The sequence below is a fragment of the Bartonella sp. CL435QHHD genome (assembly GCF_042195095.1).
Classification (GTDB): Bacteria; Pseudomonadota; Alphaproteobacteria; order Rhizobiales; family Rhizobiaceae; genus Bartonella.
In genome coordinates, this window is sequence record NZ_JBHINS010000054.1 from 26,951 (window position 1) to 48,549 (window position 21,599).

General features: G+C 40.2%; 15 protein-coding genes and 1 pseudogene. 1 reads left to right on the forward strand and 15 read right to left on the reverse strand.

What is annotated here, in order from left to right; translation table 11 throughout:
• Positions 1–595: 595 nt before the first annotated feature.
• The 11 genes and pseudogenes from ACFILH_RS02830 to ACFILH_RS02880 form a co-directional block, all read right to left on the reverse strand.
• Positions 596–802, reverse strand: coding sequence for a type II toxin-antitoxin system RelB/DinJ family antitoxin (locus tag ACFILH_RS02830; RefSeq protein WP_375637582.1), 207 nt, complete (start codon positions 800–802; stop codon positions 596–598).
• 80 nt (positions 803–882) lie between these two features.
• Positions 883–2,400 (reverse strand): type II toxin-antitoxin system protein adenylyltransferase VbhT, encoded by a 1,518-nt coding sequence (vbhT, locus tag ACFILH_RS02835; protein WP_375637581.1) that lies wholly within the window; start codon positions 2,398–2,400, stop codon positions 883–885.
• Positions 2,387–2,575, reverse strand: a complete 189-nt coding sequence (locus ACFILH_RS02840; protein ID WP_273790453.1) for an antitoxin VbhA family protein — start codon at positions 2,573–2,575, stop codon at positions 2,387–2,389. The genes vbhT and ACFILH_RS02840 overlap by 14 nt, the downstream gene beginning before the upstream one ends.
• A 198-nt stretch (positions 2,576–2,773) precedes the next feature.
• Positions 2,774–2,974, reverse strand: a pseudogene (locus ACFILH_RS02845) (HigA family addiction module antitoxin).
• Positions 2,975–3,138: 164 nt separating this feature from the next.
• Positions 3,139–3,360 (reverse strand): hypothetical protein, encoded by a 222-nt coding sequence (locus tag ACFILH_RS02850; RefSeq protein WP_375643271.1) that lies wholly within the window; start codon positions 3,358–3,360, stop codon positions 3,139–3,141.
• Between the two features lie 576 nt (positions 3,361–3,936).
• Positions 3,937–5,310, reverse strand: a complete 1,374-nt coding sequence (glmM, locus tag ACFILH_RS02855) for a phosphoglucosamine mutase (RefSeq protein ID WP_375617881.1) — start codon at positions 5,308–5,310, stop codon at positions 3,937–3,939.
• Between the two features lie 551 nt (positions 5,311–5,861).
• Positions 5,862–8,024, reverse strand: coding sequence for an ATP-dependent zinc metalloprotease FtsH (gene ftsH / locus ACFILH_RS02860; RefSeq protein ID WP_375637580.1), 2,163 nt, complete (start codon positions 8,022–8,024; stop codon positions 5,862–5,864).
• 114 nt (positions 8,025–8,138) lie between these two features.
• Positions 8,139–9,626 (reverse strand): tRNA lysidine(34) synthetase TilS, encoded by a 1,488-nt coding sequence (tilS, locus tag ACFILH_RS02865; RefSeq protein WP_375667329.1) that lies wholly within the window; start codon positions 9,624–9,626, stop codon positions 8,139–8,141.
• An 18-nt stretch (positions 9,627–9,644) separates the two neighbouring features.
• Positions 9,645–12,071 carry a tol-pal system protein gene (locus ACFILH_RS02870; RefSeq protein WP_375667331.1) on the reverse strand — a complete coding sequence of 809 codons (2,427 nt, stop codon included), beginning with the start codon at positions 12,069–12,071 and terminating at the stop codon, positions 9,645–9,647.
• A 52-nt stretch (positions 12,072–12,123) separates the two neighbouring features.
• Positions 12,124–12,645 carry a peptidoglycan-associated lipoprotein Pal gene (gene pal, locus ACFILH_RS02875; RefSeq protein WP_273790460.1) on the reverse strand — a complete coding sequence of 174 codons (522 nt, stop codon included), beginning with the start codon at positions 12,643–12,645 and terminating at the stop codon, positions 12,124–12,126.
• A gap of 204 nt (positions 12,646–12,849) precedes the next feature.
• Positions 12,850–13,551 carry a DUF1013 domain-containing protein gene (locus ACFILH_RS02880; RefSeq protein WP_273790461.1) on the reverse strand — a complete coding sequence of 234 codons (702 nt, stop codon included), beginning with the start codon at positions 13,549–13,551 and terminating at the stop codon, positions 12,850–12,852.
• Between the two features lie 368 nt (positions 13,552–13,919).
• Between ACFILH_RS02880 and ACFILH_RS02885 the strand changes: the two genes are divergently transcribed.
• The gene (locus ACFILH_RS02885; RefSeq protein ID WP_254492472.1) at positions 13,920–14,666 is read left to right on the forward strand and encodes a YebC/PmpR family DNA-binding transcriptional regulator; all 747 of its coding nucleotides are present in this window, start codon (positions 13,920–13,922) and stop codon (positions 14,664–14,666) included.
• A 1,094-nt stretch (positions 14,667–15,760) separates the two neighbouring features.
• Here ACFILH_RS02885 and tolB read toward each other — a convergent pair.
• The 4 genes from tolB to tolQ form a co-directional block, all read right to left on the reverse strand.
• On the reverse strand, positions 15,761–17,086 hold the full coding sequence (gene tolB, locus ACFILH_RS02890) for a Tol-Pal system beta propeller repeat protein TolB (RefSeq protein ID WP_375654367.1): 1,326 nt from the start codon (positions 17,084–17,086) through the stop codon (positions 15,761–15,763).
• Between the two features lie 38 nt (positions 17,087–17,124).
• Complete coding sequence (locus ACFILH_RS02895; protein ID WP_375667332.1) at positions 17,125–18,687, reverse strand: cell envelope biogenesis protein TolA; 1,563 nt, start codon at positions 18,685–18,687, stop codon at positions 17,125–17,127.
• A gap of 109 nt (positions 18,688–18,796) precedes the next feature.
• Positions 18,797–19,252, reverse strand: coding sequence for a protein TolR (gene tolR / locus ACFILH_RS02900; RefSeq protein WP_273790463.1), 456 nt, complete (start codon positions 19,250–19,252; stop codon positions 18,797–18,799).
• A gap of 14 nt (positions 19,253–19,266) precedes the next feature.
• A complete protein-coding gene (gene tolQ, locus ACFILH_RS02905) occupies positions 19,267–19,980 on the reverse strand; it encodes a protein TolQ (RefSeq protein ID WP_273790464.1) in 714 nt (237 codons plus the stop codon).
• Between the last annotated feature and the right edge of the window lie 1,619 nt (positions 19,981–21,599).

The following is a 21,599-nucleotide window of genomic DNA, read 5'->3' on the forward strand; positions in this document are numbered from 1 at the left end:
ATTTAGTATCCGCTTCACCTTTAACTTCAGACAAGAGCTTCACGAGCACCTTGTAATATACGAGATCCTGCTTTATGTGCCTTATCCATTATTATTCTTTTCGATATTCATCAAGGCGCAATATAAAAATTTTCTTCAACGCATTCCTCTCTGATTTTGTCAAATTACCTCAAGATGATTGACTGTAAATATCTTCGATCAACACCGGAATATTTTAACCACCAAAAAAGGGTATAACCTTATATCCCCCACTTTTACTCTTATGCTTTTAAACCTAACTTTCCTTGGCTTTCTCTCATACCTTGCATAAGACCACCAGCATCTGAATGAGTAGCAATAAAAGAAACAATATCAAATAATTATTCAGGCGATATGCCTTCTTCTTTTGCAGAAATTCAATAAGCTGCCATTTCAATCACGGTTTGCATACATCATTCAATATACGGAAACACCCATAACGATAATGATGTAAATTAAAAGCTAATTTGAAGTGAATGATCAGAAATATCAAATATCCAAATGACAAAACAAATCTTACCTATCTTCAGCTATATCTCTTTACCCTTGTCACTTCTCTTAACCCTTGTCACTTCTCTTAACCCTTGTCACTTTTCTCGAAAGTTTTAAGCGTTTTCGCATTAGAAATAGACATATCAAACGGCAATCCTTTTTCATGAACAACTTTTGTCAAAGCAATACGGATGAAATCAGACACCGTAAGTCCTAAACTTGCTAATATTTCACCGGATTTTTTTAACGCCCTATCTATGCAGGCACGTACAACATCTTTTGTCACACCCATATTAAACACCTCCTTTGATTACCTCTCTTTTACCGTATGGCTTAATAGGGCTTATACAGCATAAGGCTTTATCCTTGCCCTTACCGTATCATATCTATTGATCTTGCACGCGCTATTGCGTTGATTTTCTCCTGTTGTCTCTGTTGCAAAAACTTAACTGCCATTTGAAACTCTTTTATGCAATCTTGATCATGAGACTGTTCTTTGGGGATTGCTTTTGATAAATCAAAACCATATTTATGAATGGCATCATGTCCAAAACGTTTATCTAAAACAATTTGTAGCTTTAAAAACTCTTGATTAACCTGCTCTGGTATCTTTGAATAACTATCACAACCAGCTTCAACATTTTTCATAAAAGTCACTGCTTCTTGTGAAAGCGAGGGGACTTCAACTTTTAACTGTTCACGCTCCCGTGTAACACTAACCATCAGCGTCTCATAAGAATTCTCATAAAAGGATTGAAGCAGTTTAATAGAAGAAAGTGCAAGAGGAACATGATAAAGCGCTTCTTTTCGTTCTTTTCCTGTAGCCTTCAATTTATCGATAAAACGATCTGATCCACGCAGTTCGCCCGCTCTATCAGGTGCCCTATCCAAAATATCAGAGAGTTTATCGCCTTTACCTGCTAAAATCGTTTGCTCAATCCTAAGCGCAGCCTCTTGTGGATCTCTATAAATAGATGCTAAATGACTGTTTAACTCCTTAAACACATCAATGTAAGATTTTTTATTTCTAAGAGCGCTTAGCACCTTCTGTTCTAGATTAGAATTATCTATATAAGCAGCAAGGTATGGAGCTTTTTCTGTTGCTTTTGCAACAACATTCAAATCATTTTGTAATTGTTCAAGTTCTTCTTTTTGACGTTTAGCAAAACTTGTCTTTTCTCTATCCCAAGGAGTTTCAATCTTCTCTTTTTGTTGTTCCAAGCACTCTTTATTAAGATCAACGCAAAAAGCAATATTTTTGCCAATACCTTGAGAAACATCATCCCTTTTATTTTCTGTAAACTTGGTAAGGTTCTTATAGATGAGTGCAGACAGATATTCTGAATTACCAAAATGTGCTTCAATTGACGCACGTGTCATTTCTTGTCGCTCAATACCCTTCCAGTTGATATGATAACCAGCTTCACGAGCAAGTTGCACCATAAATTCGCGCTGAGTGCGCCCATTCCCCTCTCGAAACGGATGCAACGCATTCAACTCGCCCATGTAATACCCAGCCCTTTGGCTAAAGTCATAAGCGCCAAGACCACGCAGATACTGTTCTTTTGCAAGCTTTTTTGTAATCTTCGGTGCATAACTTTCAATCTGATTATAACTAGCAAACATACTATTGCCTTTGGCAATATCCACTAAACGAACTTGTCCCGCCCATTCATATATGTCGCCAAACAGTCTTCTATGAATCTCTTTCATGTAATCCAGATCAAACTTACCACCAATAGGAGTATGTACAAATTCGAAAGATTTCACATAAGAAATCGTAGATTCTACACGTTGCAGCGTGGCTTTGTCTTTAATACCAAACCGATTATACATCACACCAGTTTCAGGATCAGTATAAGAATCACCGCTCCCCTTATACTTCTCCACGTTTTACCCTCTCCATATAATCTTTGAGGATATCACTTGTTTCGAGCTCTCCAATAATAACACGTTCCATTTGCTCAACGACTTTTGGATCTGGCTCTAATCCCTCTAAACGTTGGCTTGCCAATGCATTTTCAGCATAAAAGCGACGCAGCTTAATTTCCTCTTCACTCAACATATTAAAACCCTCCTTTGCTTATATTTATTATAGCCAAACAGACTATAGAAACAAGATTTTATTGCCTTGTCTTATCCGCGTTACATCTTTTGACCTTGTACGCTCATACGCATGATTTAGCTCTTGTATACGTCTCTGTTGCAAAAACTTAACTGCCATTTGAAACTCTTTTATGCAATCTTGATCATGAGACTGTTGTTAAAAAATTGCTTTTGATAGATCATAATTTGTTTGCATAGCAAGCCAAGCACGTGCTGTGCTTACACCAGACATTTCAAGCCTAATAGCAAGATTAGCACTCATAGCGGCTTTTCCATTTAAAACTCTAGAAAGTGCTACACGAGATATACCAAGCTACTCTGCTGCTTCATTAACGGATAAACTAAGCTCTTTGATCACATCTTCTCACAATAATTCACCGGGATGTGAAGGATTCTTCATCATTGTTTAGATCTCCTTTTTGATGATAATCCAGATAATCAACCATTTCGACATCTATGCTATCAAAGCGAAATATTACGCGACAATTTCCATTTACAGTAATTGACTAATAATCCTTGAAATCACCTTTTAGCAGATGTAACCAAAAGGACGGATAACTCAAAATCTTTTGGCGATACATCTCCTTCAAGAGCACTTAGAATACGCTTTAATTTTTGAGCATGGGCGGTTCTAATCCCTTCAGTCGTACCAGTATTATAGAAGGCTTCAATCCTTTTATGTTTAAATCCTAAAATCATAAATGAATATAGAGTGTCCCCCTCCAAGATCCAAAAAATGTTCATTATTTTTACATCACACGGCTTTTTTTACTTTATAAACATTAGAACTGTCGTGAAAAAATTGCTTATTCTCATCTCTTTCTCATTATTCTACTAATTATTGGAAAAGTATAAGTTCATAATTAGGAGGAGCTAAACGTAATAGGAGCGTATCATATCTCCAATTGGCAGCGGCACTTAGAAACATCAAGATGATATAACCACAATGACCATTGCTGTTTGATGTTCATGGGGCGCTGCACCCGCTGTATGTCCAGTAAAAAGAATGAATAACACTAATAAACTCCCCCCCTACAAACTCTGTTAAACTAATAACCGGTTTACGAATAAGTAAAAGAAAAAGGAAAATCAAAAAAAGGCATATTTTTTATATCTTACGAACTATAGAGAACTCTATACGCATTGTAGTTATTAGAATTAGACTTTTCCCTTTTTTATTTAATTTGTTCGTAGATAGAGTATCCATTACCGTTATTACATCACTAACAGAGTTAATAATCATACCTTTTGTAATTGCCAAAATCCCGCATTAAAATCAGACCTTTATTCAAAGATGATCTGATAATTTTCTCAAAAAAATCAAGATTCCTCAAGTGCAGTCCCCATGCGTACATCATGATGAATAATAACATCCATCAACTCTGTCACGACAGTGTCCAATACTTCTCGTGCATCGCCTTCAGCCATAAGGCGGATAACCGGCTCAGTTCCAGAAGCACGGATCACCAGCCGTGCCTCTTTTCCCAACCGCTTCTCTGCTTGATCAATGGCCGTTTTGACTGGATTTTTTTTCAGGACATTTTTATTTTTAATCGTTACATTTTTTAAAATTTGCGGTACAGGTTCAAACCGTTTACACAATTGGCTCATAGGGCTTTGACTTTCCTTCATACAGGCTAAAATCTGCAATGCAGCCACCAAGCCATCACCCGTTGTACCAAAATCACTGAGCACGATATGGCCAGAAGCCTCACCACCAACATTATATCCCTTTTGGCGCATGGCATCGACAACATAACGATCTCCAACTTTTGTCCTTACAAGGTGCAACCCTTTGCTATTCAAGAAACGTTCTAGTCCAAGATTTGACATAATCGTTGTGACAACACCATTACACCGTAATCGTCCCATTTTATGCCAATTTTCAGCAATTACAGCAATTAACTGATCTCCATCAACCGTTTGTGCTTTTTCATCAACAATGAGAACACGATCTCCATCTCCATCAAGAGCAATTCCCACATCAGCACGCACTTCATGCACTTTTCGTTTTAAAGAGCTTAAATCGGTTGATCCACATTTTTGATTAATATTGGTCCCATTGGGTTCATCATGAATAGCAAAAACCTCAGCCCCCAATTCCCATAAAGCACGGGGAGCCGCTTTATAAGCAGCCCCATTGGCACAATCCACAACAATACGCACAGTATCTAAGCGAACATCACGCGGCAAAGTTCGTTTGGCATATTCAATATAACGATAAATATCCCCCTCAACCCGTTTTGCATAACCAATTTCGGCAGAACTTGCTAAAGATTTTGAAAGATCTGTATCGATCAATTGTTCAATTTTGGCTTCCATATCATCTGAAAGTTTAAAACCATCAGGACCAAAAAGTTTAATTCCATTATCATAGAACGGATTATGAGAAGCAGAAATCATCACTCCAAGATCCGCTCGCAAAGAGCGGCAAAGCATTGCAACAGCAGGGGTTGGCACTGGACCCAATAAAAAAGCTTCCATCCCCGCAGCAGTCAATCCTGAAACCAAAGCGTTTTCCAACATATAACCAGATAATCGTGTATCCTTTCCAATCACCACACGATGAGATTGATGTTGTGAGCGAAATAAAACCCCTACAGCCATCCCCACCTTCATGGCAAAATCGGGTGTCATAGGAAATGAATTGGCTTTCCCCCGAATTCCATCTGTACCAAAATATTTTTGCACCATGCCTCTTTCCTTTAATATATAATTCTTCCCTTGGCTTTTCCTTAAACCCCTAACAAGCCCCCTTGGTACAATAGTCCCCCCGCTCCCCGTATAAAATCAGATCATTGATCTAAACCTTCATGCATTTAAACAATCAAGCCCCCTATTCACCATCTACACATCTAAACCACTCTCAAGCAATTATGTTTACACCCTTCCACATAAAAGCAATATTATCTCCTCAAAATGCTCTATACACCCCTTTAATACAACCAACGGATAATCTCACACACTTGCTAAATCCGTAAAGAAACCCAGCACCAAACCTCATACCCTACAAAATCAGCAAGGAAATCTATCGCCTAACCTCACAACCCTACCACATTAGAAAAGCAACAGTCCACCTCGCCTTGTAGCATGCTAAAGCCGTCATAATACAACGGCTTTGCTTAATTTTTTGCTTCCATATTTTTGCAAATATTACAAGAAAGGCGCAAACAAAACTTGCGCCTTTCTCAAAAAAATTAGAAGTTTTCCTAAAACATCGTCACTCAAGCGGTATTAAATAATTCTTATTTTTCTTTATCATCTCCCGCAGTATTGGACTTCTTTTCAGCATTACTTTTAGAGCGGTTGACTGATTTTGTAGTACCTTTTGTGCTTTGTGCTTTTTTCTCAGTCTCATCCGATTGCACTTCTTTAGACTGAGCCTCCTTAAGCGCAACATTACTGGATTTTGCTGTTTTTTTCCCAACAGCTGCCTCTGCTTTATCTGCCTCGCCTTTATCGGTCTCTACTTTATGAGGCGCTGTTTTAGAGACTGCTTCAGCGTTTTTTTCATCTACCACTGTTGTCTCTGTCTTCATTTTTCCAGTTTTTGGAACAGAAGACCCCCGTGGCGCAGCACCCTCATCTTTCTGTGTGCGTGAAGGAGGCTTTCCTGCAATAACTTCGTTAATTTCAGCTCCCGTTAAAGTCTCATATTCCAACAAACCTTGTGCCAAAGCAAACCATTCTTTTCTTTTTGTTTTCAAAATGTTTGTCGCATTTTTATAGGCATCATCAATAAGCTTACGCACTTCCATATCAATCATGCGTGCTGTTTCTTCAGAGACATTTTGTGTTCGCGCAACAGAATGACCCAAAAAGACTTCATCTTGGTTATCGCCATAAGCTACATTTCCAAGCAGATCAGAAAATCCCCACCGTGTGATCATTGCGCGTGCTAATTTCGTTGCTTGCTCAATATCAGAAGAAGCACCGGAGGTGATATTTTCCTTTCCAAACTTTAATTCTTCAGCCACACGTCCACCCATCATAATAGCCAAACGAGAAATCATCCACCGATAACTCATAGAATAGCGATCGCCTTCAGGCAATTGCATCACCATTCCCAATGCTCTTCCCCTTGGAACGATTGTTGCTTTGTGGACAGGATCAGCAACCGGCACATTAAGAGCCACAATAGCATGTCCTGCTTCGTGATAAGCAGTGAGTTCTTTTTCCTCTTGTGTCATAGCGGTTGAACGACGTTCAGCCCCCATCATCACCTTATCTTTGGCATCTTCGAATTCTTGCATCGTGACAACTCTTTTATTACGGCTCGCAGCCATAAGAGCAGCTTCATTGACCAGATTCATCAGGTCCGCACCGGAAAATCCTGGTGTTCCCCTTGCCAAAATTTTCAAATCAACGTTAGGCGCTAAAGGCACGTTGCGCACATGCACTTTCAAGATTTGCTCACGCCCAGAAACATCAGGGTTTGGCACAACAACTTGCCGATCAAAACGCCCTGGTCTCAATAAAGCAGGATCAAGCACATCAGGACGGTTTGTTGCGGCAATAAGAATAATACTTTCATTGGGCTCAAACCCATCCATTTCGACAAGCAACTGGTTTAAGGTCTGTTCACGTTCATCGTTTCCACCGCCAAGACCAGCCCCCCGATGGCGCCCTACAGCATCAATTTCATCGATAAAGATAATACAAGGTGCATTTTTTTTAGCCTGTTCGAACATATCGCGCACACGGCTTGCCCCAACACCAACAAACATTTCAACAAAATCAGACCCTGAAATGGTAAAGAATGGCACATTGGCTTCACCTGCCACAGAACGTGCTAGCAAAGTTTTACCGGTTCCTGGAGGACCAACAAGCAAAACACCGCGTGGGATACGCCCCCCTAAGCGTTGAAATTTTTGTGGTTCGCGTAAAAATTCAACAATTTCTTGAAGATCTTGCTTTGCTTCTTCAACGCCAGCAACATCTTTAAAGGTAATACGTCCTTGCGCTTCATTAAGCAATCTTGCTTTCGATTTCCCAAATCCCATTGCACCACGTGATCCATTTTGCATTTGCCGCATAAAAAAGACCCACGCCCCCACGATAATAATAACAGGTAATAAGGAAAAGAGGAGATTGAGGAAAATGCTATTTCCAGAGCTTTCAGGAATAGCTTTAACATTGACGTTTTTGCTTTCCAACTTTTGTATCAAACCTGGATCGCGAGGAGCATAGGTTGAAATAGCTCTATGTTCAATGGTTTTCCCTGTTAATTTTTGACCTTGAATGGTCACAGATTTCAACTCATTATTCTCAACTTTTTGCAAAAATTCAGAATAGGAGACTTCTCCACCACCAGAACGTTGGCTATCTCCATTAAAGAGAGAAAACGACACAATCAAAATCAAGGCAATAACTCCCCAAATAAGGAGAGAGCGGTAATTGGAATTCATATTCAGCCCACTTAATCAAATATAGATTTCAAACAGTTCCCCTTAACATATAACCTTGTCAGCCCCTTGCCAAGGGATGAGAAGCTGTTTATTTTCTTTTAGAGTAATTTTCCTTTATCTTTTCACCTCAATATTAAAAAAAGGTTCCACAACATTCACCAAGGCAGCATCTTCTCGTGAGGAAAGCCAATCGAAAGGTGCCATAATCCGCTTGACGATAACATGTTTATGAACAACTGCTTGAGAAATCAACTCTGGAATATCATACCCTTTATGATTTGAGATCATCAGCAGCGATTGTAAAGAGGGAAAATGAGGCTTTTCAAGCTCAAAATCGCTATTTTTTAATAAAAATTTCAGCTGTTCTAAATTTGCGGCTCCAACCTTTATAGCCTCATATCCATGATTTGTGATATGATAGCGCCCATCCCATATAAAAGTTTTATCTGGCTCAACGATAGCCTCTTTCATATTTCGCCCTTCACGCCACAAAGAAATTCCGTGCTTGTTATATTCAATAACAGAACCCGCATAAGTAAAACGCTTCTTTTCTGGAGAATCGAGACAGAGTTTTTGAACAAGCATGCTTAATTTCTGATTGGGGAGCAAATAAAATCCCCCTCCCATCAGCACAGCAAAGAGCCCCACCACGAAAGGAAAACTGGAATGTTTCTGTAAAAACAGCGCAGGCTTTGCTATGAAACAACGCCCATGTTGGACAGTAATATCCAGCGCTAAGATCAAATCAGCAATATTTTTGGCTTGTTGACGACGCTGCAATGCGGCTTCATTTATTTTTTGAGCAATATAAGCCAATTTTTGTGGAGAAAGAGATTGACGCACGCGCACACGTTCAAAATTGCGATCTTCATTGGTTGGATCATCAATCCATGTTTGTCCTTGTAAGCGTAAATAATTCCGTAATGTTTGGCGTTTTACACCAAGGAGTGGCCGAATCAAACGCACTTTTCTATGCAACAACGCCTCACGCGGAATACAGGATAAACCGCGCTCATAAAGGGGACCATAGTTTTTTTCGGCAATATTTTTTCTCGTTTTTCTGGTATGATCCTCATCACGTATACCCTCGGCTTCACCGCGCAAAGCACCAGCAAAACCACTGGCATAAACCTCATCGCGCATAGCAACAGCTTCACTATATAAAGCACCTCTATTCTTTTGGAGACGTTGATACCGCATATGATAGGTCTCAACCTGATCATTGAGTGTATGCCCCGTCATAATAAGTGATGCGCCTTGTTTTTGTGCTTCTTTAACCAAGAGATCATAGCGTGCAACACGCGCGCTGGAAGCAATATGCGTCTTTGGCTTTTCGCCTTCCCATCGCACAGTGATATGTTGAATATCATGGACACGACAAATTTTCGCAACAGTTTCTGCTTCACGCATCGATTCTTTACGCAATTGATGATCAACCGTGACAACAATCATTTCTGGAGGAAATGCGAGAGTTTCCAAATGCTCTTTGACCAAAAACATCAAAGCCAAAGAATCGCTTCCCCCTGAGACGGCAAGAATCAACTTCTGACATTGAATAAAATCCGATGTTTTAAAGAGATTTCTTGCCAGTCTAACGCACACCGAAAACGACCTCGCTGTTTATTTTGCAGGTTTACAAAAAACAGATGCTAATGTTTGTTGACGTTTTGATTTTTTCACAAAATGAGCACAATCGTCTTTATTTGGCTCAAGAGCGACCATACTTCTTGCTAATTTCAGCAAAATCTCAGAGGTATAGAGCTTCTTTTTATCTGCATACCATGCGGTAAGATAAACTTGTGCTGCTTCATGATAGCGTTTTTGCCCCAACAAAGATTCGGCCAACCAAAATAAAGCATCATCACTCAAAGAATCTTTTTTGTAACGATTTTGAAAAGCGCAAAAGCTTTTTTCAGCATCAACATAGTTAGCAGAACGAATAAAATCATACCCTTCCTTATACAAAGCTTTAGAAGAAGAAAGATTGTCACTCTGATGTGCTTCAATTGGAGCACTTACTTCATGCGCTTTGTTAAAAGGTTGACTGTTTTCATGATCATGGCTCTCCACCTTAGCTTCCACAGCAGCAACCTTTGTCTGATCACCTGTACTATGGTCCTGCTCTATCTCTTCTTTTACAGTCTGAGATTTTTCATCTACAGCAGACTTTTCAAAAGAACAAGAATAAACAGAAGAGGCTTCTGTATCAAAAAGCTCGTGAAACTGCTTGTTAACATTTTTTAGACTGTTATGCTCAAGCACCATTCGTATCTTATGCAAAAGCTTATCTAAATCATAATCTTTAAATAAAGCCTGTTGATTCTCTAAAATAATCCCTTGGTGCTCCGCAACACTAGTGGCTTTTTCCATCGCGCTAGATGCTGCTTTATCGGTTGCTTCAGGAGCTTCTTTTACAGCATCAATTGCCTTATTAACAGCGTCAGTGGCTTTTTCCACCGCGCTAGATGCTGCTTTATCAGCTGCTTCAGGTGCTTCTTTTACAGCATCGACAGCCTTATTAACAGCGTCAGTGGCTTTTTCCACCGCGCTAGATGCTGCTTTATCAGCTGCTTCAGGTGCTTCTTTTACAGCATCGACAGCCTTATTAACAGCGTCAGTGGCTTTTTCCACCGCGCTAGATGCTGCTTTATCAGCTGCTTCAGGTGCTTCTTTTACAGCATCGACAGCCTTATTAACAGCGTCAGTGGCTTTTTCCACCGCGCTAGATGCTGCTTTATCAGCTGCTTCAGGTGCTTCTTTTACAGCATCGACAGCCTTATTAACAGCGTCAGTGGCTTTTTCCACCGCGCTAGATGCTGCTTTATCAGCTGCTTCAGGTGCTTCTTTTACAGCATCGACAGCCTTATTAACAGCGTCAGTGGCTTTTTCCACCGCGCTAGATGCTGCTTTATCAGCTGCTTCAGGTGCTTCTTTTACAGCATCGACAGCCTTATTAACAGCGTCAGTGGCTTTTTCCACCGCGCTAGATGCTGCTTTATCAGCTGCTTCAGGTGCTTCTTTTACAGCATCGACAGCCTTATTAACAGCGTCAGTGGCTTTTTCCACCGCGCTAGATGCTGCTTTATCAGCTGCTTCAGGTGCTTCTTTTACAGCATCGACAGCCTTATTAACAGCGTCAGTGGCTTTTTCCACCGCGCTAGATGCTGCTTTATCAGCTGCTTCAGGTGCTTCTTTTACAGCATCGACAGCCTTATTAACAGCGTCAGTGGCTTTTTCCACCGCGCTAGATGCTGCTTTATCAGCTGCTTCAGGAGCTTCTTTAACAGCATCAACAGCCTTATCAACAGCGTCAGTGGCTTTTTCCACCGCGCTAGATGCTGCTTTATCGGCTGCTTCAGGCGCTTCTTTAACAGCATCAACAGCCTTATTAACAGCGTCAGTGGCTTTTTCCGCCGCGCTAGATGCTGCTTTATCAGCTGCTTCAGGCGCTTCTTTTACAGCATCAATTGCCTTATTAACAGCATCAGTGGCTTTTTCTATCACATCAGATGCTGCTTTATCAGCTGCTTCAGGCGCTTTCTTCACATCATCAACAGCCTTATTAACAGCGTCAGTGGCTTTTTCTATCACATCAGATGCTGCTTTATCAGCTGCTTCAGGTGCTTTCTTCACAGCATCGACAGCCTTATTAACAGCGTCAGTGGCTTTTTCTAGCACATCAGATGCTGCTTTATCAGCTGTTTCAGGTGCTTTCTTCACATCATCGACAGCCTTATCAGCAGCGTCAGTGGCTTTTTCTAGCACATCAGATGCTGCTTTATCAGCTGCTTCAGGTGCTTTCTTCACATCATCGACAGCCTTATCAACAGCGTCAGTGGCTTTTTCCGCCGCATCAGATGCTGCTTTATCGGCTGCTTCAGGCGCTTTCTTAACATCATCAGTTGCCTTATCAACTGCATCAACTTTATCCGTATCATGTGCAGGATATTCGGAAGCCTTTCGTGCCGCACTTTGAACAAGTGAAGTAGAACAAGCTATGAAAACCCCCATATAAAAGAGTGTTTTCCAATTGATTTTACGATACATTCTTTTTTCCCCTTAAGAGCTTATTAAATAGTTGAAACAAACAATCTTCTTTTTAATGACTATTCATGTCATTCAACGTTGTCACAGCACGTCGATTTTGATTCCAACAGGAAATATCATCACATACTGCTACAGGTCTTTCTTTTCCGTAAGAAATTGTTTGAATCCGTTGTGCAGACACACCTAGAGACACCAAATAGTTTCGCACAGCAACAGCACGGCGCTGTCCAAGTGCCAAGTTATATTCACGTGTTCCCCTCTCATCAGCATGACCTTCGATCATAATAGAATAATAAGGATAATGAAGCAACCATTCTGCTTGGCGCGTTAAAATACGTTCAGCATCAGCATCAAGTGAAGAAGAATCGAGACCAAAAAACACGCGATCACCCACATTAACCGTAAATTCTTGTCCTGAACCTGGTGACATCTGATTCAAACCAGCATCATTCATATAAGCGCCATTCATACCGTTAAGTGCACCAACATTTTTTTTGCCACACCCACCCAAGCATAGTGAGAAAAGAAAGAGGATAGCTAAGGAATGAGAGATGGTTTTTTTGGTAGAGCGCATAGTCCGTTTCTCCTTGAATTTCGTAAAGAAGGGTCAATTCTTAAAAATATTTTTAAGAATAACCGTTAATTCCTAATGAAGACGAAATTTTTTCTGTTTTTTTTCGTCCTCATTTTTACTTTTAAGTCTCTGCCAATTTTTCTTCTCTTTGGCCATTCCTCTAACATTTCCATAAGAAATGTTTCCCTTATGCGTCATGGCTTTTTATGCATCATCTTGATCTTGATCTTGACGATTTTTTTGCAGCGCGTTCAGCTTTGCAAAAACTTTATCAGCGTCAAAAGTCTTATGCAGATTGTCTTCACTCTCATTTTCCTCTAGAGCAGCGTTTTCCGTCACAGAAGCGGGAAGCAACGACCTATCTTCTTCTGCAGCAACAGGGCGATTTTTCGCCGCACGCTGGAGCTCAAAATCTAAATCGATTTGCGAACACAAACCAAGCCCTACAGGATCAAGAGGAACCAAATTTGCACTATTCCAATGGGTTCTAAGGCGGATTTGTTCAATTGTCGCTTTTGTTGTCCCAATCAACCGTGCAATTTGTGCATCTTTCAACTCGGGATGGTTTGTAACCAACCATAGGATACCATTGGGACGATCTTGGCGTCGAGAAAGAGGGATATAGCGCGCCCCTTTACGTTTTTTTTCAGGAATATGCACCCTAGATTGAGAAATTTTCAATCGTGCGTTTTGATCAGCCTCCACCCGTGCAATTTCACTGCGCGTCAATTGCCCAGAACTAATCGGATCTAAACCTTTAATACCATAAGCCGCATCACCATCGGCAATAGCTTTTACTTCCAAGACATGCAATTTACAAAATTCTGCAATCTGATCAAAAGAAAGAGCTGTATTATCAACCAACCAAACAGCTGTTGCTTTGGGCATCAAAAGTTGCGTTGCCATTTTTATAAATCCTCTTCTGCGCCTCTTCTATGAGGCAGGTTACCGCCCACTCAAGAGCACTGGAACTTTTTTATATGTTTAGGTCTCTCCAACCACTCCTAAAACAAAGCGAGGCATGGAATAAACCATTTTGCTATGAGATTACATTCTGTTATAGCGTTATTTTTGCTCAACGACAAGAGATCTCTCTTGTAATGATCCTCAACTAAGGTGTCTTTACCTTTAAGATGAATTTTCTTATAAAGGGTTTATTCGATTATTTCACCTCATGCTGTGGCACATTTATTCTGGTGGGATGCGTGCTTTATCGCCTTAAATTCTAAAGAGTATCCAACTGGAAAGAAAGCCCTCAAATAGGAAGGAAAACTATGGCAGGCCATTCACAATTTAAAAATATTATGCACCGTAAAGGGCGTCAAGATGCAATGCGCTCGAAAATATTTTCTAAACTTGCACGCGAAATTACCGTAGCAGCAAAACAAGGTGCTCCTGATCCAGCCATGAATCCACGTTTAAGGCTGGCTGTTCAAAATGCCAAAGCACAATCGATGCCGAAAGATAATATTGAACGCGCGATTAAAAAAGCGTCAGGCGCCGATGTCGAAAATTATGATGAAGTACGCTATGAGGGCTATGGACCAGGTGGCGTTGCCGTCATTGTTGAAGCTTTAACTGATAACCGCAACCGCACCGCTTCAAATGTGCGCGCCGCCTTCACAAAATCAGGAGGAGCCTTAGGGGAAACAGGATCGGTCAGTTTCATGTTTAATCGGATTGGTGAAATAATCTATAAGCCAGAAGCAGGGACAGCCGATAACATCATGGATGCAGCAATTGAAGCCGGTGCCGAAGATGTGCAATCAGAAGAAACCGGACATCATATTACCTGCGCATTTGAAGATATTGGTGAAGTTTCCAAAACACTTGAAGCAAAACTTGGTGAAGCAGAATCGATTAAAACGATTTGGAAAGCCACCACCCTTGCACCAATAGATGAAGAAAAAGCTTTGTCCGTTTTACGGCTGATTTCAACATTAGAAGAAGATGATGATGTGCAAAATGTTTATGCCAATTTTGATGTCAGTGATGAGATTTTGGCAAAATTGTCTGTATAATTCCCATCATTTGCATAAGCCCTCTCTTCATTCATGAGGGCTTCAAAAGCATCTGTCACCTCTCCTCTTTATCCGCACATATAAAAGCCCCGCGTCAATAGCGGGGAAAAGCTGTCAGTGCAACAAGAAAACCGCAATTAATTTCAGAAAACATAACCAAAAAAAGAAAGCATACAAAACTCTGTAGCCTCACGCCTTTCTTACATGCCCCAAAAATTATCCCTATATCCCCTCTCTATTTGATCTTTTTGTTCTTTAAGATGAACCTCCTCTCCGCTCTCAAGTGATGAAAATGATCTAGCCTCTAAACAATTGGGATTTTCCTAACGTATTCCTATGACGAATCACCCATGGAATTCGCTTGAAACTTAAGGCTCAACAAACATGCACTCCCCTAAATATTCGCCACGCACTTAAAAACACTTAGAATATATCAAGGAGGTTTATACGTCCTATTTATACGTCCTATTTATACGCCCTATATCACCACACTTCAAAGGACAGTGTTTTTACAACATCACAGAATAAAAATAAGCAAATAGAAAGCCAGAGCTGATTGTTTAGCAAAGTATTGTACAAAAAGGCGGTACATCTCTCTAATCTGTTGCGGATAAATTTTTGACTTTATGGCATTAACTTTATGGCATCGTATATTTCTAAAATAACGTCATTTATCTTAAAAATCTGTCCTTTTGCTCTTACCAATCAATCAATATTCAGACCTAAAACAACCGCGTACTTGAATAAAACACATCAAAGAGCAACAGCCCCCCCTGACAAGAGGACTCTTCACAAACAAAATCGAAGAGGAAGCTTAAAAAAATATATATAGCGACACTTTGAATAAAAAATTGAAATCTAGAGATCTCAAAATTTTCGACTCTATTTTTTCAAGGTATTGTTTTGAATTTTTTTAAGCATTTTCCCCCAAGGAAATTCCATTATCGATCAACAACCGTAGATGATAGATGAAACCTATATAACTCCCCATGCCCACTATAATCAATTCCTTCTTTTAAATAATTAAAAAACTATTGAGATTGTTTAAACTTGAGACTGTATTCCTTCTATATTCTGTTTTTAAGCATTTTGTTTTATTGTATATTGAGCAAAGGCGACCATGCTGGATCTGAAGCATCATTGGGGGTGGGTAATTGACGTTCATTGCGACCCGTAATATCAATCGTATAAATTTTTGGTCCCATACCGGGATTTTTGCGAAAGAACATCAGCACACGACCATTAGGGGCCCAAGTTGGTCCTTCATTGTGAAACCCCGTGGTTAAAATTCGTTCTCCTTGTCCATCAGGGCGCATAACACCGATAGAAAATTGTCCGTTTAATTGTTTTGTAAAGGCGATATAGTCACCCCGTGGAGACCAAATAGGTGTTGAATAACTCCCATCGTTTGAAGAAATACGCTGAATATCACTCCCATCCGCATTCATTTTATAGATTTGCGGCTTTCCACTACGATCTGAAGAAAAGACGATTTGTTTTCCATCCGGTGAATAAGAAGCAGAAGTATCAATAGCAGAAGTTGTTGTAAGTCGCGTCATCGTACGGGTTCGTAAATCCATGGTGTAAAGATTGGCACTCCCATCATTTTGTAACAAACTCATGATAACTTTTTGTCCATCAGAAGAAAAACGTGGAGCAATTGTCATGTTATTAAACGTTCCGATCAACTCTCTTTGCCCCATTTCAATTTGTTGGAGATAAACATGAGGTACTTGATTGTCCTCATAAGCCATATAGGTCATTTCTTGTCTTTTTGGAGAAAAACGCGGCGTAAGCACCAATTCACTTCCATCAGACATATAAATCAAATTTGCACCATCTTGATCCATCATTGCTAAGCGTTTAATGCGTGCATTTTGGGGGCCTGTTTCATCGATAAAAACAATTCGTGTATCAAAATAACCACTTTCTCCTGTCATCTCACTATAGATCTCATCTGCGATCATATGTGCTACACGCCGCCAACGTTCTGTCGCGGTATAAAAACGCCGTCCTTTCAATTGTCTTTGTCCAAAAACATCCCATAAACGAAAATCGACCCTCAAACGTCCATCGATTTCTCTCATGACTTGCCCAGTAACTAAACCTTGCGCTTTTATTTTCTGCCAAGAAGCAAAATGCGGTTGTTTATTAGGATTAGAAATGTTTTCAAAAAAATTTGCTTTATCAAGCGGTAAAAAAAGCCCCGACCGTTCAAGATCGGCTGTCACCACAGCAGATATTTTCAACCCAATCGAATCATTGGAAATAAAGTCTGTAATTGCAATGGGAATGGGATTAAAATCAGCGCTCGAAATAGTTCCTTTCAATTGCGCATAACCCGATGAAATACTTGAAAGCCACAACCCACAAGTGACAATAAACCAAGCAAAAACTTTATGTCTCGTTATAGTCATCATGGAATGTGTCCTTTCGTTAAGCGCTTTTTTCTCGTTTATCATCTTATTTCTTGGAGGGGATCAACATTAAAGTCAAAACCTTGCCCCCATAGATCATATTGATCACGTGGGAGATCTGCATAAGGTTGGCATGAAAAGACAGCAGCGTACACCTGCCTTATCATAATAGCTTGTTGACTCTCAAGGCCGCTTACGGGATCAATGATAGGATCACCCACAACCATCCCTTCACGGTCTAAATAAAATCGCAACCGCACAACCGGACGGTTTTTTAAATCGCCGCCAAGCGCCACAAGTTTAAGCTTCTGTTGAATACATCCCCCCGCAATATTGACCAATGTTTGTGCCATTTTTGTGGTATCATTAATATTTTTTCTTGCACCCAAAGCTTCTGGTGTATGAGAACGTTTTGCCCCCCCTCCTTGTGACCGCGCACGATTAAGCAAATTATTTTCCTCCAGAGCTAAAATATCTTCAATGGTCTGTTTCTCTTGGTTTTTCTTGTTAAGCTTTGGCGTATTTTGATTCAATGCAGCCTCATTCTTCCTTGGAGATTTTTCGTCAAACTTTGGTTTAAACTGTGGAAGAAGAGATTTTTCTGGAAGTACAATTTTGGGCGCTTGATGAACAATCTGCTCTGCTGGTACTTTTGGGACCGTTGGAGCCAATTCTTTTGGCGATATCATCTCTTCATTTTTGTGCGCAGGCTTGAGCGCAACCTTAGAGGCATCTTCCGGCACTCTCAAAGGCATCTCAGGTGCAACCTTGGGCGCATCCTCTGGTGCCTCCAAAGGCATCTCAGGCGCAACCTTGGGCGCATCCTCTGGTGCCTCCAAAGGCATCTCAGGTGCAACCTTGGGCGCATCCTCTGGTGGTGCCTCCAAAGGCATCTCAGGCGCAACCTTGGGCGCATCCTCTGGTGCCTCCAAAGGCATCTCAGGTGCAACCTGGGGCGCATCCTCTGGGGCCTCCAAAGGCATCTCCGGCGCAACCTTGGGCGCACCCTCTGGTGCCTCCAACGGCATCTCAGGCGCAACGTTGGGCGCATCCTCTGCTGGTGCCTCCAAAGGCCTCTCAGGTGCAACCTGGGGCGCATCCTCTGGGGCCTCCAAAGGCATCTCAGGTGCAACCTTGGGCGCATCCTCCGGTGGTGCCTCCAAAGGCATCTCAGGTGCAACCTTGGGCGCATCCTCTGTTTTTGCTTCTAATAATTCTGGTTTTGTAAGTTCTGGTGCAAATGTTTCTGATGTGTTCTCGCTTGATGGTGGCGATGCTGTTTCAACGGGACGCGGCTTTTCCTTTGGTTGAAATGGTGCAAGACTATCTATTTGTCCCTCTCCAATATGGCGTGCATCTTCTTTCTCTTGTGGCTGCATAGTTGGTTTTATGGCAGGGATTGCACGGATAGGAGCCTTCACGGCTCCTTGTTGAGAAGAAAACTCGTCCACTAAAGGAGCAAGAGTAATGGGAATTGCTTCCAATGGTTGTGGTAAAGAGACAGAGCTTGTAAACTGAATGGCTCCCCAACTGAGAAAAATGACATGGACCACAAGGGATAAAGCCAAGCCTCGTTTCATACTATGATAGGAGTCTTTATTCATTCTTTATGCCTTATTTATGCCTTACATTTTTTCATTTTTAATCACTCTATGCTCTTTTTTAAAAAAAAATTAAAAACAACCGGTTATGCGCAATTTTATTACTTATTATTTATTGTGCTAGACTTGCTAACGCAACTTGAGAAAACCCCGCTTTTTGAATATCCGCCAGCAGTTTTAATACCTGCTGATATTCAACAGTTTTAGCAACCCGCACAAAAACCCGTTGATCTTTTTGTGTAGCATCTGCTTCCAGAAGAGTTTTCAGGTGTGCAATCAGGGCCTGTGACGTTTCATAATAATCTTGATTAATGGCAAAGCGCCCTTGCGCGTCAAGTGAAACCGTAAGGGGTGTCTTTTGAGCTCGTACGGGACCCGCTTGACTACGAGGCAAATCTAGAGGAACACCGTTCACTAAAAGGGGAGCAGAGACCATAAAAATAATCAACAAGACCAGCATGACATCCACAAAAGGAGTGACATTGATCTCACTCATCAGTTGGCTTCGTGAATGATGCCGCCTACGTGTATTTTTGCGAGAAGAAGAAGAAGCAACAGAAACGCCCATGGATAAGCTCCTTTTTATAAAGAGGAAGGTGCTGTGCGTGTTTCATCAATACGCCGCGATACAATTGTTGAAAATTCATCGGCAAAATTTTCTATTTGTGCAATGATGCGCGCACTTTCATGAGTCAACTTGTTATAAGCAATAACGGCTGGAATTGCTGCAAACAAACCAATAGCGGTTGCCAAAAGCGCTTCTGCAATCCCCGGCGCGACAATGGCAAGTGATGTATTTTGAGAAGCTGAAATAGAAAGAAAAGACTCCATAATACCAATAACTGTTCCAAAAAGTCCGATAAAAGGTCCAGCAGACCCCAGTGTCGCAAGAAAACTTAATTTTGATTCTATTTTTTCACTTTCACGTCCCAGCGTCAAATCCATAGCCTTATCAATTCTGCTCTGCAAACTTTTCGATGTATGGGTCCCTTTTTCAAGAGATTTTTTCCATTCAACCATTGCTGCTATAAAAACTGCGGATATACTATTGGTACGTTGACTTTTGCATGATGCATAAAGATCTTCTAGCGCTTTGCCGGACCAAAATGTACGTTCAAACTGCTTTATTTCACGCCGTATTCTCCGATACGTAAAAATTTTATCAAAAATAATTGCCCAACTCCAGATGGAAGCGAGCAGCAAGCCAATCATAACACCTTTCACGATCCAACTCGCTTGCATAAACAAATGCAACATTCCAATTGTTTCCGGATTTGTTAGTTCACCATGCGGCATAATTTTTATCCCTCTAAATGAAAGGTGTATTTTTAAAAGTTTTATAAAACAGATTATTTTATAGTTTCTAAATTTAAGTAAAAACTCTAGTCTCACATAAATCCATGCGCTAAAACAAGACTTGTTTCTTAAATTTCCTTAAAAAGTGATGACGAGAGACATCCCTCAATGCAGGCCCCTCCTCATTTCACAACAGCATTTATGAAAAATATAACGATAAGAACTTCTCCATAAATACTATAAAAATAAAAGATATAAAAATGCATAATATAAAATCTATTATGCACCACCATCTTTACGCTTATGAAAAGAACGCTAAATCATCATACGCGTTTTAAGCTTAAAATGCTGCAATAAGTCTTAGCACTTGAAAAGATTCATAAGAAGCATTTTATTCCTTTCTTAAGTGTTTTTGTACCCACTCATCAACCCCGCTTGTGACATGTAAGAAAATGTTTTTAATTAATTCGCAGCAATAGAGCTTGAAAAGAAAAAATCTTACAAGTTTCAGAATTATCTAAAAATTGCAACGCAGTGAATGATCATTATAAATAAATATGTTATCATCATGAAAAATTATGCTTTGCCTCAGGCTATTGTTTCTCTCATTCTTTAATAAGATCACACCATCGGGCAAAAAAACGACACTAAACCACCCTACCACACCTCACAACAATGCGCCTCCCCCACGCACCCCTACAAGTCCTATATAATCTAGTGTAAGTCTCATGTAATCTCATTGTGTTGTGAATTTGCCTCTTTCAATGCCTATCATCTCTCTGGCACTATGGTATAACGTAAAAGCTTCTGTGATATGAAAAAAGCCTTTTCACGTCTTTACTTCATGAAAACCAGCTTCTTCGCTCTCTTTGCTCACTTGCGATATTTGATCGTTATTGCATTGAGAATGATACATAAGGAACATTTTTACAATTTTTTCAATGATTTATATTGCTCTCTTATGATGTGTAAGCAAATGATTTTAATTGTTTCAACATGAACAGATTTGAAATGCAAAGTATTTTATTCCTCTATTGGAATTTGTGCCCGTGAGAAGTGATAATTTATCTTTCTAAGTCAATATATTATATAGAATAATATGCTTTTGAAACTTTAAATCAAGAATGCATTTCTGCTTTATATACATTGATCTCTCACTCATTTACTACGCTTAGAAGCGCACATAAAGTGATGCATTATAGATAGAAATGGATGAAACACGCGCTCTTGTGATGCCAAATGACAATCCAGTAAAAAAACAAATCAAATTGCTTAAAAACACCCTTTGGGCGTTTTTAGACAATTTTCAACCTAATGGCTTATTATCACTTTATTGCAATATTGCGCTGGGTATGTGCATTTTTATAAAAACAAATCTTAATCCATTTTTTATTTATTTTTTTTTGTACTTTTCTGTTGTTTTCTGATGCCAACAAACCTTTCTTCAAAAGAAAGAAAAATATCTTGAGTTTATAACAGAAAATGGATGATGAAACATTGATTTTGAATCATAACATGGATGAGGCGTGTTTAATTTTGTGAAATATCATCTTCAATTTATTGTAGTGTTGTAGCAGAGCTGTTTTCTTTTGCTGTATCGTGTAACCTTGTTGGAAAAC

Bases quoted from the DNA above. Each gene is read 5' to 3' on its own strand.
- ACFILH_RS02830 (WP_375637582.1), bottom strand. From the start codon at position 802: ATGGGTGTGACAAAAGATGTTGTACGTGCCTGCATAGATAGGGCGTTA.
- ACFILH_RS02840 (WP_273790453.1), bottom strand. From the start codon at position 2,575: ATGTTGAGTGAAGAGGAAATTAAGCTGCGTCGCTTTTATGCTGAAAAT.
- ACFILH_RS02850 (WP_375643271.1), bottom strand. From the start codon at position 3,360: ATGAACATTTTTTGGATCTTGGAGGGGGACACTCTATATTCATTTATG.
- glmM (WP_375617881.1), bottom strand. From the start codon at position 5,310: ATGGTGCAAAAATATTTTGGTACAGATGGAATTCGGGGGAAAGCCAAT.
- ftsH (WP_375637580.1), bottom strand. From the start codon at position 8,024: ATGAATTCCAATTACCGCTCTCTCCTTATTTGGGGAGTTATTGCCTTG.
- ACFILH_RS02870 (WP_375667331.1), bottom strand. From the start codon at position 12,071: ATGTATCGTAAAATCAATTGGAAAACACTCTTTTATATGGGGGTTTTC.
- pal (WP_273790460.1), bottom strand. From the start codon at position 12,645: ATGCGCTCTACCAAAAAAACCATCTCTCATTCCTTAGCTATCCTCTTT.
- ACFILH_RS02880 (WP_273790461.1), bottom strand. From the start codon at position 13,551: ATGGCAACGCAACTTTTGATGCCCAAAGCAACAGCTGTTTGGTTGGTT.
- ACFILH_RS02885 (WP_254492472.1), top strand. From the start codon at position 13,920: ATGGCAGGCCATTCACAATTTAAAAATATTATGCACCGTAAAGGGCGT.
- tolB (WP_375654367.1), bottom strand. From the start codon at position 17,086: ATGATGACTATAACGAGACATAAAGTTTTTGCTTGGTTTATTGTCACT.
- ACFILH_RS02895 (WP_375667332.1), bottom strand. From the start codon at position 18,687: ATGAATAAAGACTCCTATCATAGTATGAAACGAGGCTTGGCTTTATCC.
- tolR (WP_273790463.1), bottom strand. From the start codon at position 19,252: ATGGGCGTTTCTGTTGCTTCTTCTTCTTCTCGCAAAAATACACGTAGG.
- tolQ (WP_273790464.1), bottom strand. From the start codon at position 19,980: ATGCCGCATGGTGAACTAACAAATCCGGAAACAATTGGAATGTTGCAT.